This is a genomic window from Erysipelatoclostridium sp. MSK.7.34 (assembly GCF_019041935.1).
GTDB classification, from domain to species: Bacteria; Bacillota_I; Bacilli_A; order Erysipelotrichales; family Coprobacillaceae; genus Thomasclavelia; species Thomasclavelia ramosa.
Genome location: NZ_JAHPYJ010000026.1, coordinates 25902 through 50520 on the forward strand (window position 1 = coordinate 25902; position 24619 = coordinate 50520).

28 protein-coding genes and 1 other annotated feature are annotated in these 24619 nt (G+C 30.0%); of the genes, 2 read left to right on the plus strand and 26 right to left on the minus strand.

What is annotated here, in order from left to right; genetic code table 11:
* Positions 1-76: 76 nt before the first annotated feature.
* From KTF99_RS14310 to KTF99_RS14370, 14 genes are all read right to left on the minus strand, one after another.
* Complete coding sequence (locus KTF99_RS14310; RefSeq protein ID WP_008792627.1) at positions 77-1045, minus strand: aldo/keto reductase; 969 nt, start codon at positions 1043-1045, stop codon at positions 77-79.
* A gap of 112 nt (positions 1046-1157) precedes the next feature.
* Positions 1158-1457: a hypothetical protein gene (locus tag KTF99_RS17300; protein ID WP_254210190.1), complete on the minus strand. Its 300-nt coding sequence runs from the start codon at positions 1455-1457 to the stop codon at positions 1158-1160.
* Between the two features lie 21 nt (positions 1458-1478).
* Positions 1479-2051 carry a LysR family transcriptional regulator gene (locus tag KTF99_RS17305; protein ID WP_254210192.1) on the minus strand — a complete coding sequence of 191 codons (573 nt, stop codon included), beginning with the start codon at positions 2049-2051 and terminating at the stop codon, positions 1479-1481.
* A gap of 102 nt (positions 2052-2153) precedes the next feature.
* Positions 2154-3332, minus strand: a complete 1179-nt coding sequence (locus KTF99_RS14320; RefSeq protein ID WP_009008873.1) for a S8 family peptidase — start codon at positions 3330-3332, stop codon at positions 2154-2156.
* Positions 3333-3933: 601 nt separating this feature from the next.
* A complete protein-coding gene (locus KTF99_RS14325; protein WP_008792624.1) occupies positions 3934-4344 on the minus strand; it encodes an arsenate reductase/protein-tyrosine-phosphatase family protein in 411 nt (136 codons plus the stop codon).
* Positions 4345-4437: 93 nt separating this feature from the next.
* On the minus strand, positions 4438-4773 hold the full coding sequence (locus KTF99_RS14330) for a thioredoxin family protein (RefSeq protein ID WP_003539315.1): 336 nt from the start codon (positions 4771-4773) through the stop codon (positions 4438-4440).
* A gap of 281 nt (positions 4774-5054) precedes the next feature.
* Positions 5055-6059, minus strand: a complete 1005-nt coding sequence (locus KTF99_RS14335; RefSeq protein WP_029482251.1) for a permease — start codon at positions 6057-6059, stop codon at positions 5055-5057.
* Between the two features lie 100 nt (positions 6060-6159).
* Positions 6160-6435, minus strand: coding sequence for an ArsR/SmtB family transcription factor (locus KTF99_RS14340; protein WP_003539311.1), 276 nt, complete (start codon positions 6433-6435; stop codon positions 6160-6162).
* Between the two features lie 388 nt (positions 6436-6823).
* On the minus strand, positions 6824-7033 hold the full coding sequence (locus KTF99_RS14345) for a helix-turn-helix domain-containing protein (protein WP_029482249.1): 210 nt from the start codon (positions 7031-7033) through the stop codon (positions 6824-6826).
* A gap of 49 nt (positions 7034-7082) precedes the next feature.
* Positions 7083-8246 carry an AIPR family protein gene (locus tag KTF99_RS14350; RefSeq protein WP_029482247.1) on the minus strand — a complete coding sequence of 388 codons (1164 nt, stop codon included), beginning with the start codon at positions 8244-8246 and terminating at the stop codon, positions 7083-7085.
* A 160-nt stretch (positions 8247-8406) separates the two neighbouring features.
* Complete coding sequence (locus tag KTF99_RS14355) at positions 8407-8715, minus strand: hypothetical protein (RefSeq protein WP_155854238.1); 309 nt, start codon at positions 8713-8715, stop codon at positions 8407-8409.
* A 241-nt stretch (positions 8716-8956) separates the two neighbouring features.
* Positions 8957-9439, minus strand: coding sequence for a hypothetical protein (locus tag KTF99_RS14360; protein ID WP_029482241.1), 483 nt, complete (start codon positions 9437-9439; stop codon positions 8957-8959).
* 14 nt (positions 9440-9453) lie between these two features.
* Positions 9454-10794, minus strand: a complete 1341-nt coding sequence (locus KTF99_RS14365) for a type II restriction enzyme (RefSeq protein WP_195992520.1) — start codon at positions 10792-10794, stop codon at positions 9454-9456.
* Entirely contained in the window at positions 10787-11635 is an 849-nt protein-coding gene (locus KTF99_RS14370) for a DNA adenine methylase (RefSeq protein WP_029482239.1), read from the minus strand. The genes KTF99_RS14365 and KTF99_RS14370 overlap by 8 nt, the downstream gene beginning before the upstream one ends.
* Before the next feature lie 174 nt (positions 11636-11809).
* On the opposite strand from KTF99_RS14370, the gene KTF99_RS14375 reads away from it, so the two are divergent.
* On the plus strand, positions 11810-12526 hold the full coding sequence (locus KTF99_RS14375) for a TRM11 family SAM-dependent methyltransferase (RefSeq protein WP_029482237.1): 717 nt from the start codon (positions 11810-11812) through the stop codon (positions 12524-12526).
* Between the two features lie 31 nt (positions 12527-12557).
* On the opposite strand, the gene KTF99_RS14380 is transcribed toward KTF99_RS14375, so the two are convergent.
* From KTF99_RS14380 to KTF99_RS14405, 6 genes are read right to left on the minus strand one after another with little or no spacing between them, the layout of a single operon-like run.
* Positions 12558-12911, minus strand: coding sequence for a TnpV protein (locus tag KTF99_RS14380; protein WP_029482236.1), 354 nt, complete (start codon positions 12909-12911; stop codon positions 12558-12560).
* Position 12912: 1 nt separating this feature from the next.
* Positions 12913-14067 carry a site-specific integrase gene (locus KTF99_RS14385; RefSeq protein ID WP_029482234.1) on the minus strand — a complete coding sequence of 385 codons (1155 nt, stop codon included), beginning with the start codon at positions 14065-14067 and terminating at the stop codon, positions 12913-12915.
* A gap of 3 nt (positions 14068-14070) precedes the next feature.
* Positions 14071-14310 (minus strand): helix-turn-helix domain-containing protein, encoded by a 240-nt coding sequence (locus KTF99_RS14390; RefSeq protein WP_029482233.1) that lies wholly within the window; start codon positions 14308-14310, stop codon positions 14071-14073.
* 12 nt (positions 14311-14322) lie between these two features.
* Complete coding sequence (mobV, locus tag KTF99_RS14395) at positions 14323-15558, minus strand: MobV family relaxase (RefSeq protein WP_029482232.1); 1236 nt, start codon at positions 15556-15558, stop codon at positions 14323-14325.
* On the minus strand, positions 15559-15753 hold the full coding sequence (locus KTF99_RS14400) for a hypothetical protein (RefSeq protein WP_029482230.1): 195 nt from the start codon (positions 15751-15753) through the stop codon (positions 15559-15561).
* Entirely contained in the window at positions 15750-16715 is a 966-nt protein-coding gene (locus KTF99_RS14405) for an AAA family ATPase (protein WP_029482228.1), read from the minus strand. Before KTF99_RS14405 ends, KTF99_RS14400 begins: the two co-directional genes overlap by 4 nt.
* A gap of 336 nt (positions 16716-17051) precedes the next feature.
* Between KTF99_RS14405 and KTF99_RS14410 the strand changes: the two genes are divergently transcribed.
* Entirely contained in the window at positions 17052-17717 is a 666-nt protein-coding gene (locus tag KTF99_RS14410) for a helix-turn-helix domain-containing protein (RefSeq protein ID WP_029482226.1), read from the plus strand.
* Positions 17718-18074: 357 nt separating this feature from the next.
* On the opposite strand, the gene lysS is transcribed toward KTF99_RS14410, so the two are convergent.
* The 6 genes from lysS to KTF99_RS14440 form a co-directional block, all read right to left on the minus strand.
* Positions 18075-19559 carry a lysine--tRNA ligase gene (gene lysS / locus KTF99_RS14415; protein ID WP_003539309.1) on the minus strand — a complete coding sequence of 495 codons (1485 nt, stop codon included), beginning with the start codon at positions 19557-19559 and terminating at the stop codon, positions 18075-18077.
* 35 nt (positions 19560-19594) lie between these two features.
* Positions 19595-19830 (minus strand) — a binding site (T-box leader).
* Positions 19831-19872: 42 nt separating this feature from the next.
* The gene (locus KTF99_RS14420) at positions 19873-20118 is read right to left on the minus strand and encodes a helix-hairpin-helix domain-containing protein (protein ID WP_020994447.1); all 246 of its coding nucleotides are present in this window, start codon (positions 20116-20118) and stop codon (positions 19873-19875) included.
* A 126-nt stretch (positions 20119-20244) separates the two neighbouring features.
* Positions 20245-21528, minus strand: a complete 1284-nt coding sequence (locus KTF99_RS14425) for an O-acetylhomoserine aminocarboxypropyltransferase/cysteine synthase family protein (RefSeq protein WP_003539302.1) — start codon at positions 21526-21528, stop codon at positions 20245-20247.
* A gap of 456 nt (positions 21529-21984) precedes the next feature.
* Complete coding sequence (locus KTF99_RS14430; RefSeq protein ID WP_336244702.1) at positions 21985-22812, minus strand: alpha/beta hydrolase; 828 nt, start codon at positions 22810-22812, stop codon at positions 21985-21987.
* A gap of 199 nt (positions 22813-23011) precedes the next feature.
* Positions 23012-23701 carry a hypothetical protein gene (locus KTF99_RS14435; protein WP_029482213.1) on the minus strand — a complete coding sequence of 230 codons (690 nt, stop codon included), beginning with the start codon at positions 23699-23701 and terminating at the stop codon, positions 23012-23014.
* Complete coding sequence (locus tag KTF99_RS14440; RefSeq protein ID WP_003539299.1) at positions 23688-24449, minus strand: MurR/RpiR family transcriptional regulator; 762 nt, start codon at positions 24447-24449, stop codon at positions 23688-23690. The genes KTF99_RS14435 and KTF99_RS14440 overlap by 14 nt, the downstream gene beginning before the upstream one ends.
* Between the last annotated feature and the right edge of the window lie 170 nt (positions 24450-24619).

Below are 24619 nucleotides of genomic sequence, written 5' to 3' on the forward strand. Positions count from 1 at the left end.
AGTTTCTATATTATTCATTATTCAGGATTAAACGTATAACACTAAAAAGTACAAATTCCTTTGTACTTTTCTCTGCTTAAAAATGTGTTTCATCAATATCAAGATTGTCTAATGCTTGATTAATAGCCGCCATCTCCTGTTCAGTCAACTCAACTTCCATTGCTCCTAAATTTTCTTCCAAACGATGTATTTTGGTTGTTCCTGGAATAGGAACAATCCAATCTTTTTGATTAATCTCCCAAGCTAGAACAATTTGTGCGCTAGTAGCATTTTTACGTTCAGCAATTTCTTGCACTAAATCTAATAAGGCCTGATTACGTTTCATTACTTCAGGATTAAAACGTCCCATATTATTTCTAAAATCACCTTCAGCATACTTTGTTGCTGGCGTATATTTACCTGATAAAAATCCGTTTCCTAGTGGAGAATAAGCAACAAATCCTACATTTAACTCCTCACAAACTTTAAACACTTCCTTTTCAGGCTGTCTAAAGACCATTGAATACTGATTTTCAATACAAGTTACTGGACATACCGCATGTGCTCTTTTTAAATAATCTAATGGTGCATTTGATAAACCCCAATGTTTTATTTTTCCTTTAGCTATTAACTCTTTCATCACGCTAGCCACTATTTCTGGTTCTACTTCAGGATCAACTCGATGTTGATAATATAGATCAATATAATCAACGCCTAGTCGTTTTAACGATCCCTCTAATTGTTCTCTAATCGAATCCGGCTTACTATTTAAAATATTTTGTGGTTTACCATCAACGATTTCTTGTCCATAAATACCAAATTTTGTAGCAATAATTACTTCATCTCGAGGGAAAATCTCCAATGCTTTACCTAATAAAACTTCATTTGCTTCACCATATACAACAGCTGTATCAAAAAAATTGCATCCTAAAGTAACCGCATGTCTAATTAATTTAATCATCTCTTCACGATCAGCAGGAGCCCCATAAGCATGATCCATTCCCATACATCCAAGCCCAATAGCAGATACTTCTAATCCTTGACCTAATATTCTCGTTTTTCTCATTTTTATCTTCTCCTATATTTATATTTCTTTTGCATCTTTATAATATATAATTATTTATAAACATAGAAGTCTCAATAAGTAGTATCGATATAACCTTAGGGTTATATCGATACTATATATCTAAAACTCTTTTTACTGCATTAACAAACTCAATAACTTGCCGTGAAGGCTCTAATGAAAACAATAAACCATAAGGCATATAATAATCCCATTCAACTGGAATAGTTTTAATTAAAGGATGAATATTTTTCCAGCTCTTGACACTCATAAGCAAACTTTTATTATTTTCGCATTCATTAAAAACAGAGATATCAAAAAACTCAAACTCTTTGATTATAATAGTAGGATCATTTTTAATTAAATCATCACGCATTTCATCAACATATTTATTCCAGCCTCTTTTAATCAGCATTAATTCACGTCCATGAATATCTTACAAAGACAGCTTATCTTTGTTACTTAATTCATCATAAATAGATAAAGCAAGACAAATTGATTCTTTTTTTATTTCTAGAGAATCACAGCCCCGCTGTTTGAAATTATCCTTTTCAAATACACCAGCAACCAAATCAATATTATCGCCTAAATTAGCTAGTATTTCTCGAGCATTTTCCGGAGTATTTTCAAATGGAATTAGTTGAATCCTTAAATTAGGACATAATTCATGAATCCGCGGCCATAAATCGATAAGAAATTGACTTGGTGTTGTATTTGATGTTCCAATTCTTATTACCATTTCTTCTTTTTCCATCGCCTTGTGTGCTCGTACAATTGAATCCTTTGCATATTTAATTAAATATTTGGCATCCCTGTATAAAGATGCTCCTGCTGGTGTCAAAGATACCCCTTGATGAGTTCTTTTTAGAAGTTTTAAACCCAAATTTGTCTCTAGAATATTTATCTGTTTAATTACAGCACTAGGACTAATAAATAAGTCCTCAGCAGCTTTAGAGAAACTACCGCGATCAACAACCTTTATAAATGTTTCTAATTGAGGGTTATACATATTCTCACTTCCTTTATTCTATTTTAAATTATTTAAAGAATAGTTAAAATGTTTTTATAACCTATTTTTCTTATTCATCACATTTTTATTAGATATATATTGTTATTCTCGTCCATGCCAGCAGTTAGCTAGTTTAAACATTGTTTCCATATCTAATATTCCTCCCGTTAATATCTTTCCCTTAAGTTCTGGGTTTTCCATCGCACTTGATAAAATAATTCTTTTTAAAGTTATTGTTGAGATATTCGGCATACTTGATTTTAATAACGCTGCTGCTCCTGCTACATGTGGGGCTGCCATTGAAGTTCCATTCAAGGGGCTATACTCACCAGCAAGGTCAAGACTGAGAATGTTTGTTCCAGGGGCTGCTATATCAACAGTTTTAAGACCATAATTTGAAAAACGGGCTAAAGTATCATAGGGATCGACCGCTGCTACAGAAATAATATTTTTACAATCATATGATGCTGGATACATTGGATCAACATCATTGTTAGTTCCATCATTTCCAGCCGAAGCAACAAATAAGCCATCATACTGATCAATGGCATCTTTTAAAGCTTGTGAATAAGCTCGTCCACCCCAACTGGCATTTAAAATAGAAATCTTATAATAATTTGCAAAATCTATTGCCGCAATTGCCGAAGCAACATCAAGACCAAATTTTAAAGCTGCTACTCTTACTTGCCAGCATACTCCAGTAATACCAATACGATTATTTCCAACTGCACCAATCGTCCCTGCAACATGACTACCATGACCATCTAGATCCATTGAATCACTACTATTATCTGCAAAGTTCCAGCCATAAATTAATCTTCCATTCCACGTAGTCCACATATTTTCTCTTATGTCCGGATGATTTTGATCTATTCCTGTATCAATCACTCCAACACTGATACTACTATCACCAGTTGTATAATCCCATGCAAGCGGTGCATTGATTTTTTGAATTCCCCAAAGCTGATTGTATAAAGGATCATTTGAGATAATATGCATTTCTTCAATATAATCCGGTTCTGCATAAACAATATATGGACTTGATGATAATTTTGCAACTGCATTAGTAACTGCATGAGGATTTTTATCTTTTAAATAAATAAGAACTATATTAGTTCCCTCATTTAGACTTTCAGTATTCTTTGAATGGAAGATGATTTCTGCTTTTTCATAATCAATCCCATCTAAAACAAGATCAATATAATAGTCTAGTACATCTTTAGAAGTAATATTTATATTTAATGCTACAATTACTTTTCCAAGCTCATAATTATTATTCATTTTACTTCCTCCTTACCTATATACTTTATATTTTATGATACTATTTCCAATTCATTACTATATTTATTGCAGCGCTTTGTTGAAAATAAAACTGTATAGCAGGAATAAAGTGAATTTTGTTTGCTAAACTATGGTAATTAAAAAATTGACTCTTAACATGTGAAAGTGTCAATCCAAAACTTAATCAAATTATCTTTATATTTTTTATAATTTCATATATTTTCTCCTGTCGTTAATTTTTTCAACTAATTATACGTACTAAAAAAAATAAATTTCAATTCAACTTACCTTTTTTAATATTGAGAACTTGTGTACTAAATAAAACAATATCCTTATTACATCTTGCCTGATTGTTTATCTATTTTTTCTTCATGTGTAACGTAATAGTACATCTTTTATAAAATCAAAAAGTACTGATTTAATCATATTCTTATTATGTTTAATATATTTTTGAAGATTATTTATTTCTATTTTTACGGAAAATCTATGACTTTTATTTATGGGCGTATAAAGATTAGATGGAAAGTGTGTCAGTTGAAATATATAATAATTATTCTCAACAAGAATAGAATTACTCCCTATCCTATAAATTTTATTTGCCTTAGATATTCATTTTGGATATTCTTGTAGATAATTCATTAATATTTGCAAATATATTATCTATCACTCTGCCAAATTCTTCATCACTCTTACCTGTTGGATCATCCAAATTCCAATCTTCCTTGTATCTGCAAGGAAGAAATGGACAATTAACATTACATCCCATAGTTATAACAATATCTACTTCTGGAATATCGACTAGTAACTTAGGGTGTTGTGTTTTTTCCATATCCATATCATATCGTTTTTTCATTATCCTAACAGCATCCTGATTTATTTGCGGTTTTACTTCTGTTCCTGCTGAATAGCTTTCAAATACATCAGAAGCAAACAATTTTGCTATTGCCTCTGCAATCTGGCTTCTACAAGAATTATGAACACATATAAATGCGACTCTTGGCATATTATTCATTTCTTTCAAATTGTTTAATATTAAATAAAAACAATAATAAGCAATTTCATCTCGCTTAAATCCCCTTCACAAAAAACACCTTGTTTCAATGATTCATCCATCTATTGTTAATATGATATTCTTAACTTCTTCTATCGTTAAAACCTTTCCAAAAGATACTACTTTCTCATCAATTACAAGCGCAGGTGTAGACATAATCCCATAGCTTGCTATTTCTGTAAAATCTGTGATATGTTCTATACTCATTTCCTGTCCTAATTCATCCAAGGCTTCTTTAACATTTTTCTCTAAAGTTGCACATTTAGCACAGCCAGAACCTAAGACTTTAATTCTTGAACCCTTATCTTTCTTTTCCAATCCTCTCTTCATACTCCCATCACCACATTGAACATTACAACAATTTTTCTCTTTTTTCTTAAATAATTTCATCACTTATTTCTCCTTTTATTCATAATTAAATTTTGAGACAACATCTAATAATGGATTTTCTTATCTAGGAACTGCCATCATCCATTTATCATCTAGATATTGATTTATAACTAAAATAATTTCTTTAACAAAATCTTCTTTCCCGTCCTACCTTAATTATAACCCCAAACATGTACATCCACCAACTGAGTGAATTGAATAGTTAAAACCACTTTTTAACATTTAATTAATCTCCATCGTTATATTAAAATGTACAATATTTCTCATATTAAACATATCTTCTACAATAATAGAAATGAAAATATATTAAACATAAAACCTACAGATATAATACCTACTGTTACTATTGCCACAAATACAATCATAAGTTTTCTCTTCACTGCCTTTGATAGCATAATCATTGATGGTAAAGATAATGTTGTAACAGCCATCATAAATGATAAAACAGTTCCAAGCCCTGCCCCCTTTAACAATAGACTTTCTGCTACAGGAATTGTTCCAAATATATCAGCATACATAGGTACACCAACTACTGTTGCAAGTGGAACAGAATAAAAATTATGATCACCTAGTATAGACTGTATCCAATGTTCGGGTATTACATTATGAATGACTGATCCAATAGCAACACCTACAAATATATATATTGATACTTTCTTAACTGTTTCTATGACTTGTTCTTTTGCAAAGTTTCGTCTATCTTTGACTGTTAAGCTCACAAAACCAACATCTACATTATCTGTCTGTTTAATAAAATCAGCCACTTGGTCATCCATACCAAGTTTTTCTATCAACCTTCCCCCAACAACAGATATAATCAAACCAGCTATAACATATAACACAGCCACTTTCCATCCGAATATGCTCATTAATAATATCAGCGCTCCTAGATCAACCATAGGTGAAGAAATCAGAAACGAGAATGTTACGCCTAAGGGTAAGCCTGCACTTGTAAATCCCATGAAGATAGGAATCGATGAACAACTACAAAACGGTGTAACTGTTCCAAGTAAAGCTCCTAATATATTTGCCCAAATACCATAAAATCTTCCTAATATCTTTTTTGTTTTTTCTGGTGGAAAATAACTTTGAATATATGAAATAATATAAATCAATACCGATAATAATATAAATATCTTAATACTATCATAAATAAAAAAATGCAACATCCCACCTATTTTTTCATCTATATTTAATCCAATGCTAGTTAATATTGATCCAATCAATTCATTTAACCATCGCATCCCAAGAATCTGGTCTTGAAAAAATAGCAAAATTTGACTCATAGCACCCTCCTTATATCGATATATTTCGATGTATAAAACAAATAAATTTCCACCTATTTAGTGGTGGTAATTTATACAACAGTTAACTTATTTACATATTTCATACTTTGAGCTGTTGTAAATATTCTATTGCAAACTGTATACCATCTTTAGATAAAGAATAATGAGACCATTTCCCATCTTTTCTAACATTTACAATTTTAGCGTCAGTTAACAGTTTCATATGGTGCGATAACGTAGATTGGCTAACATCTAATATATCTAACAATTTACATGCGCAATGTTCACCGGATTTCAAAATATCTAATATTCTTAAACGATTAGGATCGCAGAATGCTTTAAAAACCTTAGCATCTTGATTAAACTGTTTTTCCATCAAACCACCTCATATCTATCTTCTTCGATGTGATATTAACATACATATCGATATTCGTCAATATATTTGTAAAATATATCGTAATTATAGTGCTTGAAAGAAATGATATTATTCTTAGATTCATGCATATAAAAAGCAGATATCATTTAAGAAATCTGCTTCATTCTCACGAAATTCTCACAAGAAAATACATGACTTTACTTATTCTTCATGTGAGATTGAAAAAGTATCGTTATCTAGGAAAATAAGCAGTTCAATAATATCCCTTAAATACTTAATATTTTCATTTGTGTATCCTTATTGTACACCATTTAAAAGAAAATTGACAGCTTTTTGACAGTTATTCCAATATATTTTACTATTCATATTTGTTCATTCTCAATACTTACTATTTAAAATCAATAAGTTCTCTAATATCATTTACTTTCAAGGCTTCCGCTATTTTTGACAAATGTTCAAAATTTATAACTGTTCTTGTACCTCGTACTATATCACTAATTGTTGATTCTCGAATGCCTGATAGTTGTGCCAAAGTTTTTTGTGTCATTCCTTTTTCATCAATCAAATCCTTTACCTTTAATTTAATTTCATATGTCAAGAATATCCCTCCATTCAATTAATTATTCTCTTTACTTATTGATACAAAATTAATTGCTTTTATTTAAAAGCACTGTCATATATGCTAAATCCCACACATTTTGATCTTTTCCTACTGCATTTGGATTATCTCCAATTGAAGAAGCAAAACTCATCACCTTGCTAGCTAATTCTGTTTTACATTTGTCCCAGATTTTTAGAGGATTTACCCCTGAATTCCACTCATATTTTCCTGTACTTTCGTTAAATTTAACTAACGATCTAAATGCCGCAACTACTGGATACATTATTCCATCTGGAATCTTGTATTGTAACTCATGTAATCCAAATTTACTTTTTGCAATTACATTTCCATCTTTGAATCCAGAATATTTCTTTCTACCATATTTTCCTCCAGCTTCATTATATGCCTTTGCAAACTCTTGTTCAATTCCATCGTATAAATCAAAAATATCTGGAATGATATTTACATATTTTCTATATGATTCTACATCAGATAAATAGATACTTAACATTTTTGCTTTTGACGAATAGGCTTGAATCGGATGATTGCTACCAGTAAATTTATCAACATTAAACATATTTATAATAGCGACTACCTCTCGTGCATCAATCATTTTTTCATTTCGTCCTGTTTCCTCATCAACTGAACTTTGATTTTGTCTAAATGCAATTCTTCTATAAAAAGGCATGCCTTCTAAAGCTTCTTTTATAGGATCAAATTTTTGAGCTAATTCTGCCATTGATTTTTCATCTACTTGAACAGACGTATTTCTTGCTTCAGCAAGATTTTCAATTATATCTTCTACCCCTGTCATTATCTCGAATTGAACATATTGGTCTAGATTTTCACCTTTGTGATCACATACAATTTTATAAGTATGTCCTCCATCTATATTCCCATGATATTGTGTATTCTCAAAATAAATAGTAACCTTTCCGGTTTTATTATTATAATTCACTTTTTGTGCAGATACAACAATACCTCTATTTTTCAAATGAAAATATCCATCGTTGCTTGTCAAAGAGTCAGTAATCGCTTTTGCTACATTTGATGTCAATTTCTGATCTCTTGGATTTGTTGTCATTGGAATTCCTTCAGCAACATCATCAACCTTTACATAAAACACGTATTTTCTTGATTTTCCATTTTCAAATGGATCGTCCAACTTTCTAAACGAACTATCTTTTACCACCATTGTTTTTTCTAACATATTTACCTCTTTTCTGTCTAGTTAACACCATAATATTAACAGACTTATATATAATTCGATATTCCGGATATCGCATTATCATAATAACGCTATTTCGTTATATTGTCAATAAATTAATAAAAAAAATTACTCTCTTAATAGAAAATAATTTTTTAAATCATCATTTTACATTATCAATATTCAACTCTTTTTCCATGTTTTTGGTAAATTGAGATAATGTATTAAAAACTATAGTGAATAAATATTTATCATCAATAAATGCGTATTCTCCATCACAAAAATGATATATATTAAAAAAACCACAATATTTTTCATCCACAATTCCCTTATTATGTAAATGAATATTTCTACGTTCGATCATTTCCATTAACACTGGATATTCAACACCTGTAAATAGAGAAGGTCTATATTTTTTTAATTTATTTATTAATTCGCTCAAGTATCTACCTGCAAGTTGCTTATGTATCATCTCGTTTTTTAGATTTTCTATATCTTCAAAATCTACTACTTCGTCTAAAGTAAATTTAATTTTTCGTTATTTTTCACCTCTAAAAATAGGCTTAATTCTTTTGGATAAGCACAAAAGAATTCTTCTATATATTCAAATACATAAGCATCAAAAATCGAAAAAATATTTATAAAAGATTGTCTAAATATATTTGATAATGATGAATTATCTACAAGTTTAATACTAGTTTTAAATGAATTGATCATTCATCTCGCTCTTTCAATTCATAATTTTTTCTATAATCTTTAATAATGTATGCAGAATCAATCATTTCTTCTATCTGCTGTTCTGTAAAATCATAGTAACAATAATCTTCATCATTTTCTTTGTTTATTTTATCTAATTCTTGTTTTAACTCAGCAACTCCTAATTCTCCTCCGGCTTCCAAGGTTTCAATGCAATATTCAATCACTTCACCTATAGGTTCTCTAACATCAACATTTCTAGCGATAGCAGGTAACTCTTTCTCTGCAACATAAGATTTAGAATTTCGACTTAATAACTCATCACAAGTCGAAAGAATCAACTTCATATAATTTGAATTATTATTATAAAGCTCATCTTTAATTTCAACATTAAGATATCTTCTTACTTTGTTTAATTCTTGTTCAAATTGAAATTCAATATAATGAACTATTGATGTTTGAGAAATTAATTCAGATTGAAAATTATTCAAAAAGTTCACTAAATTACCTCCTTTTATGATAATCTAATTAAATTGAAAATCCACTTCAACCAACATCTTACAGATTGTGACCTTCTAGCAATCTGTCCTTCGTTGCAAACATTTAATTCTCTCATTCTTTCTTGAATATCCTTGTTTTCAGGTAATTCACCAAAATTCGCAATAATCTCATCAAAGAAATCAGCAAATACCTGATGTTCTAAAATTAAAGAAACTAACTTTAATTGCCTTTCTTTATATTGCATTTTATAAATTTTTTTACCTAAAGATGTTAAAACTGATTTCACTTCATTTTCTTCAGTACGAATCTTTTCAAATAATCCTAAATACTTTCCTGCATTGTAATAATATTGAGATTGTCTGAAAACTGGTTTTCCGTTACTTAAATTAGAACCAAAATGCATTAACTCTGCTATTTCTTCATCATTCATTGGATTATCATTCATATTCTCTAATAAAGAAATTATTCTATCAAATGAATCCGCTTGAACAAATGGAGGTAAACTCTTATCTTCTTGATTATCATCAAACTTTATTGGTGTAGCATTTCTAACTTCAATTAGTTCTTCTAATGTAATTTCTGTATCTTGAAGAGAATAGTTTTTATTCTTAATCAATTTGATTGATGAATAATCGTTTATATCAGTAAATTCATATTCAAATAAACGATAAATTTTATTTGAATATATTGAGAAAACAAGTCTAATCGGTTTGTTAACTTTAGTTTTCCATAATCTATATGGATAATAAAGTTGTCTAATGTGAAAATCAGGATGGACTACATTTTTGGCTTCCATAATTACTACTGACTCTGAATTTTCAAATCCACCATCTATTTCACATTGAGCGTTATTGACTAGAATATGTTGTTTCGATCCTCCCACAGTATTAACATCGAAATCAAATGTACCTGTACCCATACGCCCATTAAATGTACCAACATTTTCATCAGTACCCAAAAAGTCATCTAATATTTTTGATAATATTAATACATTAATCGCATTAGCTTCAGATGTAATATTGTTAATATCTATACTTTCATATTCTGGTAATTCTACTGCAGTCATTTTTGTTACATGTTCTTCCAGTTCAGGAATATCTTGGTACAAAAGAAAATCTCCTAATACATAAGAACGTCTACTATTAGGCAAGATATTGATTTTATTGCGCTTCAAAGCAGAAGGCAATTGTTCTGAACTATCCCATTTTGACATTAATCTCGGCTCTTTAAATTCTTTTATTTGTGAAGCCTCAATATGAAATATCCCATCTTCTTCTATTTTCTTTACAATGTCATATTTTTCTAATAACTTTTCCCAAGCTTCATCTACTGATAAATCCTTATTTTTACTCATAATTGTATATCAACACCTCATTTATTTCTCCTCTAGAATTCCCTTTACTATTAATAGCTCTTTTCGCTTTAATAGTTTTTATTCTATAACCACTATATAACTCTCGTATAAATTCACAATCAGAATTTGATTGTAAGAATTTTATACCTTTTTTATCTAATTTATCGCATAATTCTTTTAATTCTCTTTGTTTGTCTTCATTAAAACCATTTTCAGTATAACCTGTAAATGAAGATGAACTAGATATTGGCATGTATGGTGGATCTAAATAAACAAATGCACCTCTTCTCAATCCTTTTAATGCTTCTTTAAAATCTTCATTTTTAATGACAATATTATTTTCATTGAAATACTTTGACATCGCTCTAATGACCGTTTCATTCACTATATTTGGATTTTTGTACTTCCCATATGGAGAATTAAACTGTCCAGCAGAATTCACTCTATACAAGCCATTATAACAAGTTTTATTCAAATAAATAACTCTTGCTGCTTTTTGTACAGGGGTCATTTGAGAAAAAAATTCTGGTTTTCTATCATATTCTCTAACTGCATAAAAGTGTTCTGATGTATTATTATCTTTGTGAAATTGTAATTCTTTGATTAGTTCTTCAGAGTAGTCCCTGATAACTGTATAAACATTAATTAACTCACTATTAAAATCATTTATTATCGCTTTCTTGGGTTGTAATTCAAATAATACAGCCCCACCTCCAATAAACGGTTCAACATAAGTTGAACAATTTTTAGGTATCATAGGAATTATATCATTCAATAGCTGTCTTTTGCCACCGACCCATTTTAAAACTGGACTTAATACTAAATTTTTCTGATTTGCCATTAAAAACACTCCTTCCTATATCATGGCTATTTTATCATATTCTCAGGTAAAACTAAATAAAAACGAATTTTTTCAAGGAAAAATAAACTCAACTAAAGAAAATTAAATCTTTTTGCATTTTTTTAAAGGAATTTTGTATTTTTCTACGTATATATATAATAGGAGGTGTTTTATATGAAAACATACGAATTACAAAATACAACTATATGGAGTTTTCCTGATCGAGGAAGTTGGGCTACACACAAAGGCGATTATAGAGGAAATTGGTCTCCTCATATCCCTAAAAATTTAATTCTCAAATATACCAAACAGAATGATCTTATACTAGATTGTTTTGCCGGTTCAGGAACAACACTTATTGAAGCAAAATTATTAAATAGAAATGCTATTGGAGTAGATATTAACAATGATGCTCTCAATATTTCTAAAAAACGATTACATTTTGATTGTCACAATTCTGCTAAAATCGAATTATATCAATGTGATGCTAAAAAAATGACTATGCTCAAAGATAATTCAATAGACTTCATCTGTACTCATCCACCTTATACAAATATAATCAAATATAGTAAAAATCTTGAGAACGATTTATCATTACTAGATTATAAAGATTTTTTATTACATATGGATAAAGTGAGTAAAGAATTGTATCGTGTTTTAAAACAAGGACATAATTGTTCTTTTATGATTGGCGATATTAGAAAAAATGGGAATGTTATACCTTTAGGTTTTAATACAATGCAAGTTTTCTTAAATAATGGCTTCACTTTAAAAGAGATTATAATCAAGGAACAACATAATTGTAGTTCAACAAAATACTGGCAAAACAAAATACAAAATCTTAATTTTTATCTCTTAGCTCATGAATATATTTTTGTTTTATCTAAATAAACTACTCCCCACGTTTCATGGGGAGTAATTTTTACTTCATAATAAGAGCATCATACACAATTTGTTCAATTATTCTTTTTATCAAATTCATCTGTCTAACCCATTCCATTTGATTCGTTTGTTTTAATTCTTCAGTAATTGTCCATTTTTCTTTATACTGTTCAACAAGTCTATCGTGCATTTCATAAGCTTGTTTATCTATCTCAATCAAATGATCATATAATTCATCATTCATCAAGAGAGCATTGTAATGTGCACTCTCGTGTTCTTTTAAATAATTTAATCTCATTCTTCCATATTTACCTAATGATACATTTCTTCTAGGTTTTACTTTAAGGTTAGGGATATAATAATCCCCAACCTTGCTATATTCAATTTTATTCATACTACATCCCTTCCTTTCCAAACACATTTTCAATCGCTTTTACTTTGCTTGATTCTTTCACATGCATATAAACTCTTTCAGTTAAATCAATATTTGAATGTCTAACCAGCTCCATTCTTACTCTTGGTCGAATATCATTATCTGCTAATGCAGTAGAAAATGTATGACGTAAACAGTGATAATGAAATTCTGGGATACCCATTTCAACTGCAACACATTTGACACGATAATTCATAGATGCTGGTAAAATCTTATTACCATAAATATCACAAATTACATTATCGTATGGATTTTTCTCAAACCAAATCTTCAAACCTTCTTTTAACTTTTCTGCCATAGGCAAGATCGCATTTGCTTTCTTTGATTTCAATCTCTTTGTATCATGTAAATCTTTCTTTCGTACACCATGATACTGCAATCTTCTTTCAATCTTAATCGTATTATTTTCTAAATCAAAGTTACTTTTCTTTAACCCTAAGGTTTCACTAATTCTAAGTCCAGTATACCAACCGATAAATAAAGCAACTGCATATGAGTAATAGTTAAACTGTGTGTAATCAAAATCACGAGTATGTTTATTTACCACAATAATCTTTTGTAACATTTCATCTAACTGTTCTTTTGTAATCACAATTGTTTCCTTTTCTTCATTTTTGGTAGGTTCAATGTGCAACTGTACATAAGACATAGGATTTTCTCTTATATAATCAGCACGCAAACCGTATTTAAATGTTACATGAAATACTTTCTTAATATTTTTTGCTGTACTTAAACCAACTTTTAAATCATTAAAATATTTCTGAATATCTTTATATTTCAACATTCTTAACTTACACATACCAATTGTATTTTTAATATGTTTCTTATAGGTATTCTGATAATAAAGTTTGGTTGAATGAGCATATTTCGCCATACCTTCCACTTCCATATATTCCTCAAACACTTCATTAAAAGTAATTTCTCTATTTGCCAACACATCACCATAATCCATAAACTCTTTTCGCTTAATTGCTTCATGAGTTTGCGCATCTTTCTTTGTAGTAAATCCACCTTTAAAATATTCTCTATGAATTCCCATAGAATCAACATATGGGAAGTACACTTGATAAGTGTACCCCGACAATGCTTTCTTACTTGGTCTTTTACGAATCGACATATATTAAGCCTCCAATCTATTTTTAACTAATCTATAAGCTTCAATTGCTTTTACACGATTAGAAACATCTAATCCAGCATAATTCTTTTGAAACTCCATAATACTTTCTTTAGTAATCATATAATTCTTACCAGTTCTAATTGCAGGTAGAATACCAATTTCTCTTAATGTTGTAATCGTACCAATATGTGTATGCAACATTTCTGCCACTTCTTCTTGTGTATACATTCTTAAATCTGTCATACAATATACCTCCTAACGTAAATGTTCTTCGTTTTTCTTTCGATGAATAATTATTTCATCCTGTTCTTTATTATTTTTGTTCAAGAAATCAATTCTCTTTGAGATGGTTTCAAACACTTTTTTCACTTTGGAAATTGCTTTCTCACAAATATCTTTTAAATCATGAATATCTATTTGATAATCATTCGCAATATACTTTCTTTTGAAAGTTTCAAACACCTTTGATAAACCGACCATCTCAATAAATGTTTCAAACAGATGTTTTTCTTGCTTTAACTTGTCAATCTTATTAGTCGCTATATGATTGTTTTCTCTAAGTTTATAATTATCATATTTATAATCATCAATCTCTTTTTCGAGCGAACCAATGGATGAATACAAATTATCAATTACCTGTTCTTTCTCTTTTAATTGTTTTGCCAAAGGCATTCTGCGATAACAATCAAGTTCTTCTTTTTGAACAACAACCAATTGACCTAAAGATATATTATCTGCTTGTAATACTTTATTTTGATATTTAAACTCATCAATCACTTCATTACTTTTCTTTAGTGATTTCGTTTTTTCCAATAATCCTGATGCCTCAAAGTCAATCTTCTCTGCTTGTGCAACTATTTCTTGACTTGCATTTATATGATTCGTGATATTCGTTATACTCTTTTTAAAGTTTAGATCCTCATGTTGTTTTAACTCTTTAATCGTTCTGTTTCCATTGATTGTTGCTTCATTTAAAATTTCTGGTGTATATCCAAGTTTCTCTTCTAAATGTTGTTGTAGTTCTGGATGGAACCTCTTTAATTCTGATCTACAAATTATTGTCTTGCAATTCAATTTTTCAACTCCATCAACTTCAATTACTGGAACGAAACTAAAATGAATATGTGGTGTTTTTTCATCTTTGTGTACCCATGCACCAACTATATTTTTAGCACCATATCTTTCTTTTAAAAATTCATAAGTGAATTTAAAGAAGTTATCTTCGTATTGTTCAAGTACATTCTTTGGTAAAGTTACAATCCAATCTACCATCACTTTTATATCTTTACGATTGATATGTTTCACTTCACTTAATCGTTGTTTGATAAATTGTTCTGATGTTAAAGGTTGTAATTCACTTGCTAGATTATAATTCAAATGCTTTCTACTTATATCAATATCTTCATTAGATAACTGATGTCCATCACGACGTTCATAATGAATTGCTAAACCTGTAATATCACTTCTCATATACTTTTCAACGTGTGCCATTTACATCACACTACTTAAAACAAAAGCTCCCAGCAGGGCAAGTTTCCAAAAGCCACGCATTTTGGTATAACTTGCTACACCATATTTTTTTGGTGTTGCTTTTGATTTTTTAATCACGAATTTTAATCTTATCATTGGACACTTCGGACACTTTAAAGCATATACGTTCGTAACTGTCCAACTGTCCCAAATCATACGTTTTCTCCTTCATATCGAACTAAAATAAATCTTTTTCCCGATTTGCCTTTTTCAAAATAAATATAATTTTGTTCAAGAATTTCTTTGTGTTTTACTAGATACTTAAACAAAGAAAAAGGATTGACTTCCATTTTAGTTTCATTTACACCTTCTTGGGCTGTACCTTTAATTTCTTTGCTTTCTCTAGAAACTACTGCGTTGATTAAGTTTAAAATATTTCTTGGAATTTCCTCCATTCCATCTTCTTCATCTTCGCCAAGAATCCAATTAATATCATCAACATCTTTCTTAATTGGAATACTATCTTTTTTATGTCTTAAGATAAATTCTAGCGTTCCTGTTTTAGAAAACTCTGTTGCTACATTGATAATAATTGTTCCAGTAGTTGCACCAGTCATTGCTTTAGAACCAATTAACTTATCTTGTCCAGTTGCTTCACCTTTCTTTGTATGATGTAAGATAATACATACTAAACCTCTTTCTATAATGAAATCTCTTAAATCTTTAATAACTGGATATAATTTTTGATAACTTTGATCTTCTTCAATAAATTCATCTAGTCCAATAAATGAATCGATAATCACTAATATATAATTTTCTAAGTCCTCTATTTCATATTTCAATTCATTTTTAACATTGCGAATACTTGATGCATCTTCTCCAAATACATATCTAATATTAGGTGTTCCAACGAATTTTAGGGCTAGTATTCTATCTTTCGTTTCAAAATCATAGTTATCATTATCAAAATAAATAACCTTCCCCTTTCTGTTCGTTCTTCCTAAATATTCTGTACCAGTTGCTACTGCATTGGCTAATGATGTTGCAATCATTGTTTTTCCGACTTTACTTGTTGCACCTAGAATATATAATCCACTTCTAAGCAATCCACCGAAAATACCTTTATCAACATCTTTAAAATCTTTTTTTAACAATTCTTCTTGTGTATAACTTGGCATTTTAAATCTCCTTTCATAAATGATAGAAAGAAGAACCAAAATTTGATATAATTCTAAATGAAAGAAAAATACCTAAGGGTTCTTCTTTCGGTTGGTGGTTAATTAGCAAGTTTACCAGACGCGGCTAATTAACCTTTTTATTTTCAATCTCTAATACAATCATAAGCATCACTCCTCTCTGTAAACTATTTGCATTATATATTATTGCCTTTAGTTTACAACTATAATATATAACAGATTTAAACTATTTGCAATAATTTATTTGCGTTTATTTAATTTAGTGTTTATTTTCCACTTCAATGATGTTATAATCAACATGTAAAGGATGTGAATATAATGAGTTATGCAACATTTATGCAAAATTTAATAGACAATTCAAATATGTCACTTGATGAATTAGCAAACAAGTTAGATATGACTACTGTCGCAATTCGTAAGATACTTGCTGATAATGTTAAAAATCCAAGTATGCAAACAATACATAAACTAGCTGAAATATTAGAAGTTCAACCAATTGATATTGCTCAACAAATACTGTGTACAATACCTACTGAAAAAAATGGATTAACACCTGATGAAATCAATAAAATTTCCGTATATCAAAGATACTTATGTTATTTATACCTTAATGGATATAATGTCATCTTTAATCCTTCATATACTACATTAGATGGTTCACAAATGATTTTTTCTGGTGTTGCTACTAAAAAACGTGAGCCTAATAATAAAATCTTAGTTGATTCATTTCATGCTAGATGTAATATTAAAGACGGAGAAAATGTAAATCAAAGAACTGTGGCTGATTTCATAGCACCATTCTTCATGTTTGATAAAATCAATGAATTCAAACGTGTTGATATTGTTGTTAATGAAATAGATCAAACAATAGAAATGTTTATTGGACTTTTTTCAGGTCATAAATTACCATTAAAATTCAATTTAAATATTGTTGAATTTGATGTAAAGAATGGTACAGTTACTAGAACAGTATCACTTACATAACAAATACATAGGTTGAAGGTTGCCATAAGGTAGCCTTTTTTAGTCAGTACTTTAGTCCGTACTCTTATACTCACATATAAAAACTTTCTAATATTGGATTCAATGAGTCCAATATTTCTTCCCATCATGATTTTCCACTTACTACGTGGAAAATATTTTATTTATTTTAATCGTTTTGAATTGTCGCCTCACTGTGATGACAATCTTTACTTATTTTTCCACCTCACATTCTTGACAGTTTTTTGACAGTTTTCTTTTTAAAATCACTCCTTTCCCACACAAAGCAAAAAGCCCGTAAAATCGTGAGTTTATACGATTATAACGAGCTTTTTCAATCTCTATTCACTTGCAATTATCTTACTTATTTTTCATATGAGGGAATAAAATTACCTCACGGATTGATTCTTGTCCAGTTAATAACATAACAAGTCTATCAATTCCCATACCCATTCCACCTGTTGGTGGTAATCCATATTCCAATGCTTCTACATAATCTAAATCCATTTCATTAGCTTCATCATTACCTAATTCTTTTTCTTTTAACTGATTAGCAAATCTTTCATACTGATCAATTGGATCATTTAATTCAGTAAATGCATTAGCATATTCATTACCACAGATAAATAATTCAAAACGTTGTGTAAAACGTGGATCATCTAAATTCTTCTTTGCAAGTGGTGAAATCTCAATTGGATGACCATAGACAAATGTCGGTTCAATAATTGTTTCTTCAACATATTTTTCAAAGAATTCATTGATAATATGACCATAGCCAAAATGAGGTTCTACCTCAATATGATGCTCTTCTGCTAATTTCTTAGCATCATCAAAGCTTAATTGATCAGCAAAATCAATTCCTGTTTTTTCTTTAATTGCATCTGTCATTGAAATACGTTTAAATCCTGGTGCTAAAGAAATCTTATTTCCCTTATATTCTAACTCATATGTACCACAAACTTCATTAGCTGCATTTGAAATAATTCCTTCAGTTAAATCCATCATCCCTTCAAGGTCACTAAAGGCTTTATAAACTTCAATTGTTGTAAATTCAGGATTATGTGTTCTATCCATTCCTTCATTTCTGAATAAACGTCCAATTTCATAAACCGCATCCATACCACCAACAATTAATCTCTTTAATCCTAATTCAGTTGCAATACGTAAATAAAAATTCATATCCAAAGCATTATGATGAGTAACAAAAGGTCTCGCACTGGCACCACCTAAAATTGGATTTAATACAGGTGTTTCTACCTCAACATAGCCTTGATTATCTAGATAATGTTGAATAGAACGAATTATTTTTGGTCTTGCAAAAGCAATTTTACGAGCTTCTTCATTCATGATTAAATCAACATATCTTCTTCTATAACGTTCTTCAACATCACTTAATCCATGATATTTTTCTGGTAAAGGACGTAAAGCCTTAGTTAAATGAGTATACTCTTCAACCTTAATAGAACATTCCCCTGTATTTGTCATAAATACGGTTCCTTTTACACCAACGATATCTCCAATATCACCTTTTTTGATAATTTCATAAACATCTTCACCGACTGCATCCTTACGTACATATAACTGGATTTGACCATCTCGATCTTGAATATGCATGAAGCACACTTTCCCTTTGCGACGCTTTGTCATAATTCTTCCAGCGACTTTAACCTCAACAGCCATTTCTTCTAATTCTTCATGCGTCTTATCACCGTAAGTTTCCTTAATTTCTTTTGAATATGCAGTAACATCAAACCGTTGTCCAAAAGGATCAATTCCCTTATCTACTAGCTCTTGTAATTTTTCACGGCGAACTAACTCTTGTTCGCTAAACTTTCTTTCTTCCATTTTTTCCTCCTAAAATATAAAAAACTCTCATCCGCTAAAGGGACGAGAGTATCGTGGTACCACCCTAATTCGTTAATAAGTCACCTTATTAACCTCAACAACTATCAAATAATAGTTTTGCCTGTAACGTGGCTCACGTTATCTAATCAACCTTAATATCCTAGATACAGCTCCTAGTCTTTTTTCATTATATCCTGTGTTATCCCATTCCACCAGCCGAGACTCTCTTAAACACATAAAATACAATTACTCCTCTATTCATCGCCTTTATTCATCTTTGTAATCTTAACTTATCTTCCAATTATTGTCAATATCAATCTTTCCAAATCCACCATTTTAACTTTTTGGGATCTGGATTTTTACTACTTGCATAATATACTACCATACGGTACATATAAAGTTGGCAGCGATCTACCATTTGTCCTCTAACATCACATTCTTTTTGATACATTTCTTCTGGGTCAGCGCCTTTTAAAGAAGCTATCGTTTCATAACCAATTAAATTCAATGATGCAGCAGTTGCTTTACCAACATAAGGTATTTTAGTTAACTCACTCATAATGATCACCTCAATTACATTATAAGCCACTAATAACTTAAAAGCTATCCTCTGGGATAGCTTTTGGTCAATAGAAATTTTAAGCAACAACAATTTCTAGTTATATTATTGACGTATTTTTATTTTTTATACATGGTCAAATGCATTTTCGATATCTTCTAACAAATCATCTATATGCTCTAAACCAATTGACAATCTAATAGTGTTAGCTTTAATTCCAGATGCTGCTAATTCAGCTTCATTCATTTGTGAATGCGTTGTTGAAGCAGGATGAATTACTAATGATTTCGCATCAGCTACATTTGCTAATAAAGAAAAAATTTCTAAATTATCTATAAATTTCTTAGCATCATTTTCGTCACCAGCAATTTCAAAAGTAAAAATTGATCCAGCTCCATGTGAGAAATATCGTTGATATAATTCATGATAAGGACTATTATTTAGTGATGGATGATTAACTTTTGCAACTTTAGGATGTTTACTTAAATAATCAACCACTTTTAAAGCATTTTCTACATGACGCTCTACTCGTAGTGATAATGTCTCCAATCCTTGTAATAAAAGAAAAGCATTGAACGGAGAAATAGTCGCTCCCTTATCACGTAATACTACTGCTCTAATTCTAGTTACAAAGGCGGCAGCTCCAGCAGCTTCAGTAAAAATAACACCGTGATAACTTGGATCAGGTTTACTTAATTGTGGGAACTTCCCTGAAGCCTGCCAATCAAACTTTCCAGAATCGACAATTACACCACCTAAAGTAGTTCCATGCCCGCCAATAAACTTAGTTGCTGAATGCACAACAATATCTGCTCCATGTTCAATTGGCCTAAATAAATATGGTGTTCCAAATGTATTATCAATAATTAATGGAATACCATGCTCATGAGCAATTTTACTAACTGCCTCAACATCAACTAAACTTGAATTAGGATTTCCTAATGACTCTATAAAAATCGCTTTGGTATTTTCTTGTAACGCTAATTTAAAATTCTCGGGATCATCACTATCAACAAATGTTGTATTAACACCATAATTTGTCAGTGTGTGAGCTAATAAATTATATGTCCCCCCATAAATTTGTTTAGCTGCCACAATATGATCACCACTTCGTGTAATACTTTCAATCGCATAAGTCACTGCAGCCGCTCCTGAAGCTACTGCTAATGCTGCTACCCCACCTTCTAAAGCTGCCATTCTTTGTTCAAAAACATCTTCAGTTGGATTAGTTAAGCGTCCATAAATATTACCAGCATCACTTAATCCAAAACGTGCTGCCGCATGATCACAATTATCAAATACATAAGCTGCTGTCTGGTAAATAGGCACTGCTCTTGCTCCGGTAGGATCAGTTATTTCTTGTCCTACATGTAACTGTTTAGTTTCAAATCTTAAATTGTCTTTACTCATTTTATTTTCCTCTTTTCTTAATGTTTGTTATCTATGATTTATAAAAAACAATACATTCGTCCATTCCGAAAATTATTTCTGAGCTGTTGTAGTAGTTCAAAATTCATTTTTCTTCCCCTTATCCTACTGTTATAGTATGAATAGAGTATACTAAACTATTTCCTACCTGTCAATAGGGAAATAAAAAGTCATGTTATAAATTTATATGTATCTATTGTCAAATGGTCAAAAATAATTAACTTACTAGATATAAACTAGCATTTTATGGGGTAGCAATAGTCTTATATTATTAATGATTTCCTTTCTTTAATTTTTGTTCTTTCTAAAACTTAAATATATTGCTATACCTTTCAATTTTTTCCATAATAAAAATCTCACTTCTATAGTCTTGGTAAGATTATATTATCACATCTATCTACTTTGGCGAGATTATATCTAATTATTTAAAAGTTTTTATTAATGTGTTTTACGATGTCTATAATAGTATTGTATTGAAATTCCTAATAATGATAAACCGCTTATGATCAACAATCCTGTCATATCGACACTATCGCCAGTTTTTACAGCAGCTGTTGAATTTGATTGGGGAGCAACATCGGCATCAGGATTAGATGGAGTTGAAACTACTGTTTCACGATCCCACAAATAATCTTTTACAAATTCACTGAACTGACTACGCCATACACCCCAGTCATGAGCTCCATTTTTCCATTCAAAAACTACATTAGCTCCGGCTTTTATCAATTCTTCATTAATTTGAACATTGACATTCCGCCTAACAAAAATATCAAAAATTCCTACACTCACATAGTATTGTGATACTTTGGGAAACGCTGCAACCATTTCCAGTGTTAATGTTTCTTCAACAAAATCTAATGTACGACTCGGTGAAAATACACCATAATAGCCAAATGTTTCATTACTATAGAACATTGCTTGAACTGTAACTGTAGCTCCACTAGACAGACCAGCTAGTACTTTATCTTGGGAATTTGCTGAAACACTATAATTCTTTTCAATGTAAAGCATAATGCATTCTGTAAGATTTTTTAGGCTATCACCCTTTTCAAAGTTAAAATATGTATTATCCTTAGTAACCACAATTGCGTCAGCCACTTCACCATCAGCAATTAGATTATCCATAATATTATTTGCTGAAGCGATATTCATCCACTCAACATCATTTCCCCCACCACCATGTGCAAGATAAATTGTCTTATAAGTTTTATTTGTATCATAGTCATGCGGTAAATATATACCTAACGGCTGGCTACTGCCATCAATGTTGTTATATTAGCCTCTATAAATGATAAACATAATAAGCTGATTATTTCTAATTTTAATCTTCTCATAAATCTAGCCTCCTTTTCTCTTTTCTATTAATATTTTATCACAACCTCATTTTGAAATTGCTTTTATTTGGCGTGGTTTCTATAATAAAGAAAATCATTGATAAATAATAAAAAGGGGCATATTTTGAACCTTACAAAGCATAAAAATTATAAATTTTCTCAAACAAACTACAAAGCTGATAAATTGCTTCACTAAAATTAATGTTATCATCAATTCTATAGCACTCATCAAGATTACGATTCCCCGTCGCAATCTTTCCTACATATAAATGATCAATCTTTTGTTCTTTAATAAAATGTTTCAATTCAAGATAGCCACTAAAAAATTCTGCCATTAAATCCAAATCACTTTTATATAGAGATACGACTATTATTAAGTCACTCTCAGTAAACTTTTTTTCAACTACCATCTGTCCATATGACTTTAATGATAATTGGATATCTAAATCTATCCCAATTTCATAAAACTTTTGTTTATATACAATTAGTGAGCTAACTGAGTAACTATCACCAATTACTATAAGTCTTTGTTTTTTTGCTAACTTATCTCTTAAATTTTTCTCAATAATTCTCTCTTTAAATATTTCTTGATGTTTTTTCTCTTTAGTAATCAAGTATTGAACGTCAGTGTAGTTTTTATAGCCTAATTTTTTTAAAAAACGTAATAAAGTTGATTTTGATACTTTTGTATCTTTTAAAATATCAACCATCTTGATTGATTCAATCTGATTACTTTTTTTGATCAGATACGCTGCTAAAAGATAATCATTACTATTATATGAAGAAGTACACAAAATTAAGTTTAGTTTACCTATTATCATAATAACCACCATAATAACAATAAGCTATATTTTGAAAATAGTTATCTAAAATCATATTTTCTAGCGTCTCATCTAGGTAACTAGGAATTTTTAAAAATAGGGCTTTTTCACAAAGAAAATTTTTATAGCCAACACAAATAAGATTGTTTTTCCCCACTAATAAATGTTCAATCAAAGTTGGTTTTAACTCCGCAATTCTTCCTGTCATTGAAAGCAAAATAATTAAATCATCCGCTTGAGGTTCGATATAATTATTATTATAAATAGTATTTTGAATCACAAGTTTTTGCATCATCACCATATCACCTTGAAAACGCAATAATGAATCCATCATCTCATTCGAACCGATTAAAATAACACGGCTACATTTTTTAATCATCTCACAGCACTGATTTATTAATCCTTGATCTGATACTGTCCAATAATCATCGTTATCTAATAGCGGTTTTAAAAGCTGATTAACTTGTTGATTATTTTTGCGAATCGAACGTTCCTCCAACTGACTTATTCGTGCCGCCGCATGGACTTGCATTAAATCTTTAATAATTGAAAATTTTTTAAATCCAAATATTCTAAAAAAGCGATTGAGAGTAGAAACAGAAACATAACATGCATCTGCAATTTCCTGAAGTGTCATTTCAAAAACATCATAATAGTGCAGTAATAAATAATAAGCAATATTATAATTAGTATCTTGAATATCCGGATTATTAATTATTTTTAATAATGAAGTAACAAAAACATTCATTTAAGTTTCTCCTTCCCTATGGTCTTATTATTAAGTTTACCACCATGATACTACACCTGTCAAAATAGAAAAATCCTGTCTAAAACAGGATTTTTACCTTACTATTTAAGATGTTCAATAATATGACGTGCTACGATGATTCCATTTGCTCCTGCCTGAGCCAGCCCTCT

What these genes read in the sequence shown, in the direction of transcription:
- KTF99_RS14405 (WP_029482228.1), bottom strand. Translation starts at nt 16,715, where the DNA reads ATGCCAAGTTATACACAAGAAGAATTGTTAAAAAAAGATTTTAAAGAT.
- KTF99_RS14340 (WP_003539311.1), bottom strand. Translation starts at nt 6,435, where the DNA reads ATGGAAAAACAGTTTAATCAAGATGCTAAGGTTTTTAAAGCATTCTGC.
- KTF99_RS14375 (WP_029482237.1), top strand. Translation starts at nt 11,810, where the DNA reads ATGAAAACATACGAATTACAAAATACAACTATATGGAGTTTTCCTGAT.
- KTF99_RS17305 (WP_254210192.1), bottom strand. Translation starts at nt 2,051, where the DNA reads ATGTATAACCCTCAATTAGAAACATTTATAAAGGTTGTTGATCGCGGT.
- mobV (WP_029482232.1), bottom strand. Translation starts at nt 15,558, where the DNA reads ATGGCACACGTTGAAAAGTATATGAGAAGTGATATTACAGGTTTAGCA.
- lysS (WP_003539309.1), bottom strand. Translation starts at nt 19,559, where the DNA reads ATGGAAGAAAGAAAGTTTAGCGAACAAGAGTTAGTTCGCCGTGAAAAA.
- KTF99_RS14365 (WP_195992520.1), bottom strand. Translation starts at nt 10,794, where the DNA reads ATGAGTAAAAATAAGGATTTATCAGTAGATGAAGCTTGGGAAAAGTTA.
- KTF99_RS14385 (WP_029482234.1), bottom strand. Translation starts at nt 14,067, where the DNA reads ATGTCGATTCGTAAAAGACCAAGTAAGAAAGCATTGTCGGGGTACACT.
- KTF99_RS14335 (WP_029482251.1), bottom strand. Translation starts at nt 6,059, where the DNA reads ATGAGTCAAATTTTGCTATTTTTTCAAGACCAGATTCTTGGGATGCGA.
- KTF99_RS14380 (WP_029482236.1), bottom strand. Translation starts at nt 12,911, where the DNA reads ATGAATAAAATTGAATATAGCAAGGTTGGGGATTATTATATCCCTAAC.
- KTF99_RS14410 (WP_029482226.1), top strand. Translation starts at nt 17,052, where the DNA reads ATGAGTTATGCAACATTTATGCAAAATTTAATAGACAATTCAAATATG.
- KTF99_RS14355 (WP_155854238.1), bottom strand. Translation starts at nt 8,715, where the DNA reads ATGATACATAAGCAACTTGCAGGTAGATACTTGAGCGAATTAATAAAT.
- KTF99_RS14440 (WP_003539299.1), bottom strand. Translation starts at nt 24,449, where the DNA reads ATGAATGTTTTTGTTACTTCATTATTAAAAATAATTAATAATCCGGAT.
- KTF99_RS14370 (WP_029482239.1), bottom strand. Translation starts at nt 11,635, where the DNA reads ATGGCAAATCAGAAAAATTTAGTATTAAGTCCAGTTTTAAAATGGGTC.
- KTF99_RS14320 (WP_009008873.1), bottom strand. Translation starts at nt 3,332, where the DNA reads ATGAATAATAATTATGAGCTTGGAAAAGTAATTGTAGCATTAAATATA.
- KTF99_RS14390 (WP_029482233.1), bottom strand. Translation starts at nt 14,310, where the DNA reads ATGACAGATTTAAGAATGTATACACAAGAAGAAGTGGCAGAAATGTTG.
- KTF99_RS14400 (WP_029482230.1), bottom strand. Translation starts at nt 15,753, where the DNA reads ATGATTTGGGACAGTTGGACAGTTACGAACGTATATGCTTTAAAGTGT.
- KTF99_RS14330 (WP_003539315.1), bottom strand. Translation starts at nt 4,773, where the DNA reads ATGAAATTATTTAAGAAAAAAGAGAAAAATTGTTGTAATGTTCAATGT.
- KTF99_RS17300 (WP_254210190.1), bottom strand. Translation starts at nt 1,457, where the DNA reads ATGCTGATTAAAAGAGGCTGGAATAAATATGTTGATGAAATGCGTGAT.
- KTF99_RS14310 (WP_008792627.1), bottom strand. Translation starts at nt 1,045, where the DNA reads ATGAGAAAAACGAGAATATTAGGTCAAGGATTAGAAGTATCTGCTATT.
- KTF99_RS14425 (WP_003539302.1), bottom strand. Translation starts at nt 21,528, where the DNA reads ATGAGTAAAGACAATTTAAGATTTGAAACTAAACAGTTACATGTAGGA.
- KTF99_RS14325 (WP_008792624.1), bottom strand. Translation starts at nt 4,344, where the DNA reads ATGAATAATATGCCAAGAGTCGCATTTATATGTGTTCATAATTCTTGT.
- KTF99_RS14420 (WP_020994447.1), bottom strand. Translation starts at nt 20,118, where the DNA reads ATGAGTGAGTTAACTAAAATACCTTATGTTGGTAAAGCAACTGCTGCA.
- KTF99_RS14350 (WP_029482247.1), bottom strand. Translation starts at nt 8,246, where the DNA reads ATGTTAGAAAAAACAATGGTGGTAAAAGATAGTTCGTTTAGAAAGTTG.
- KTF99_RS14435 (WP_029482213.1), bottom strand. Translation starts at nt 23,701, where the DNA reads ATGATAATAGGTAAACTAAACTTAATTTTGTGTACTTCTTCATATAAT.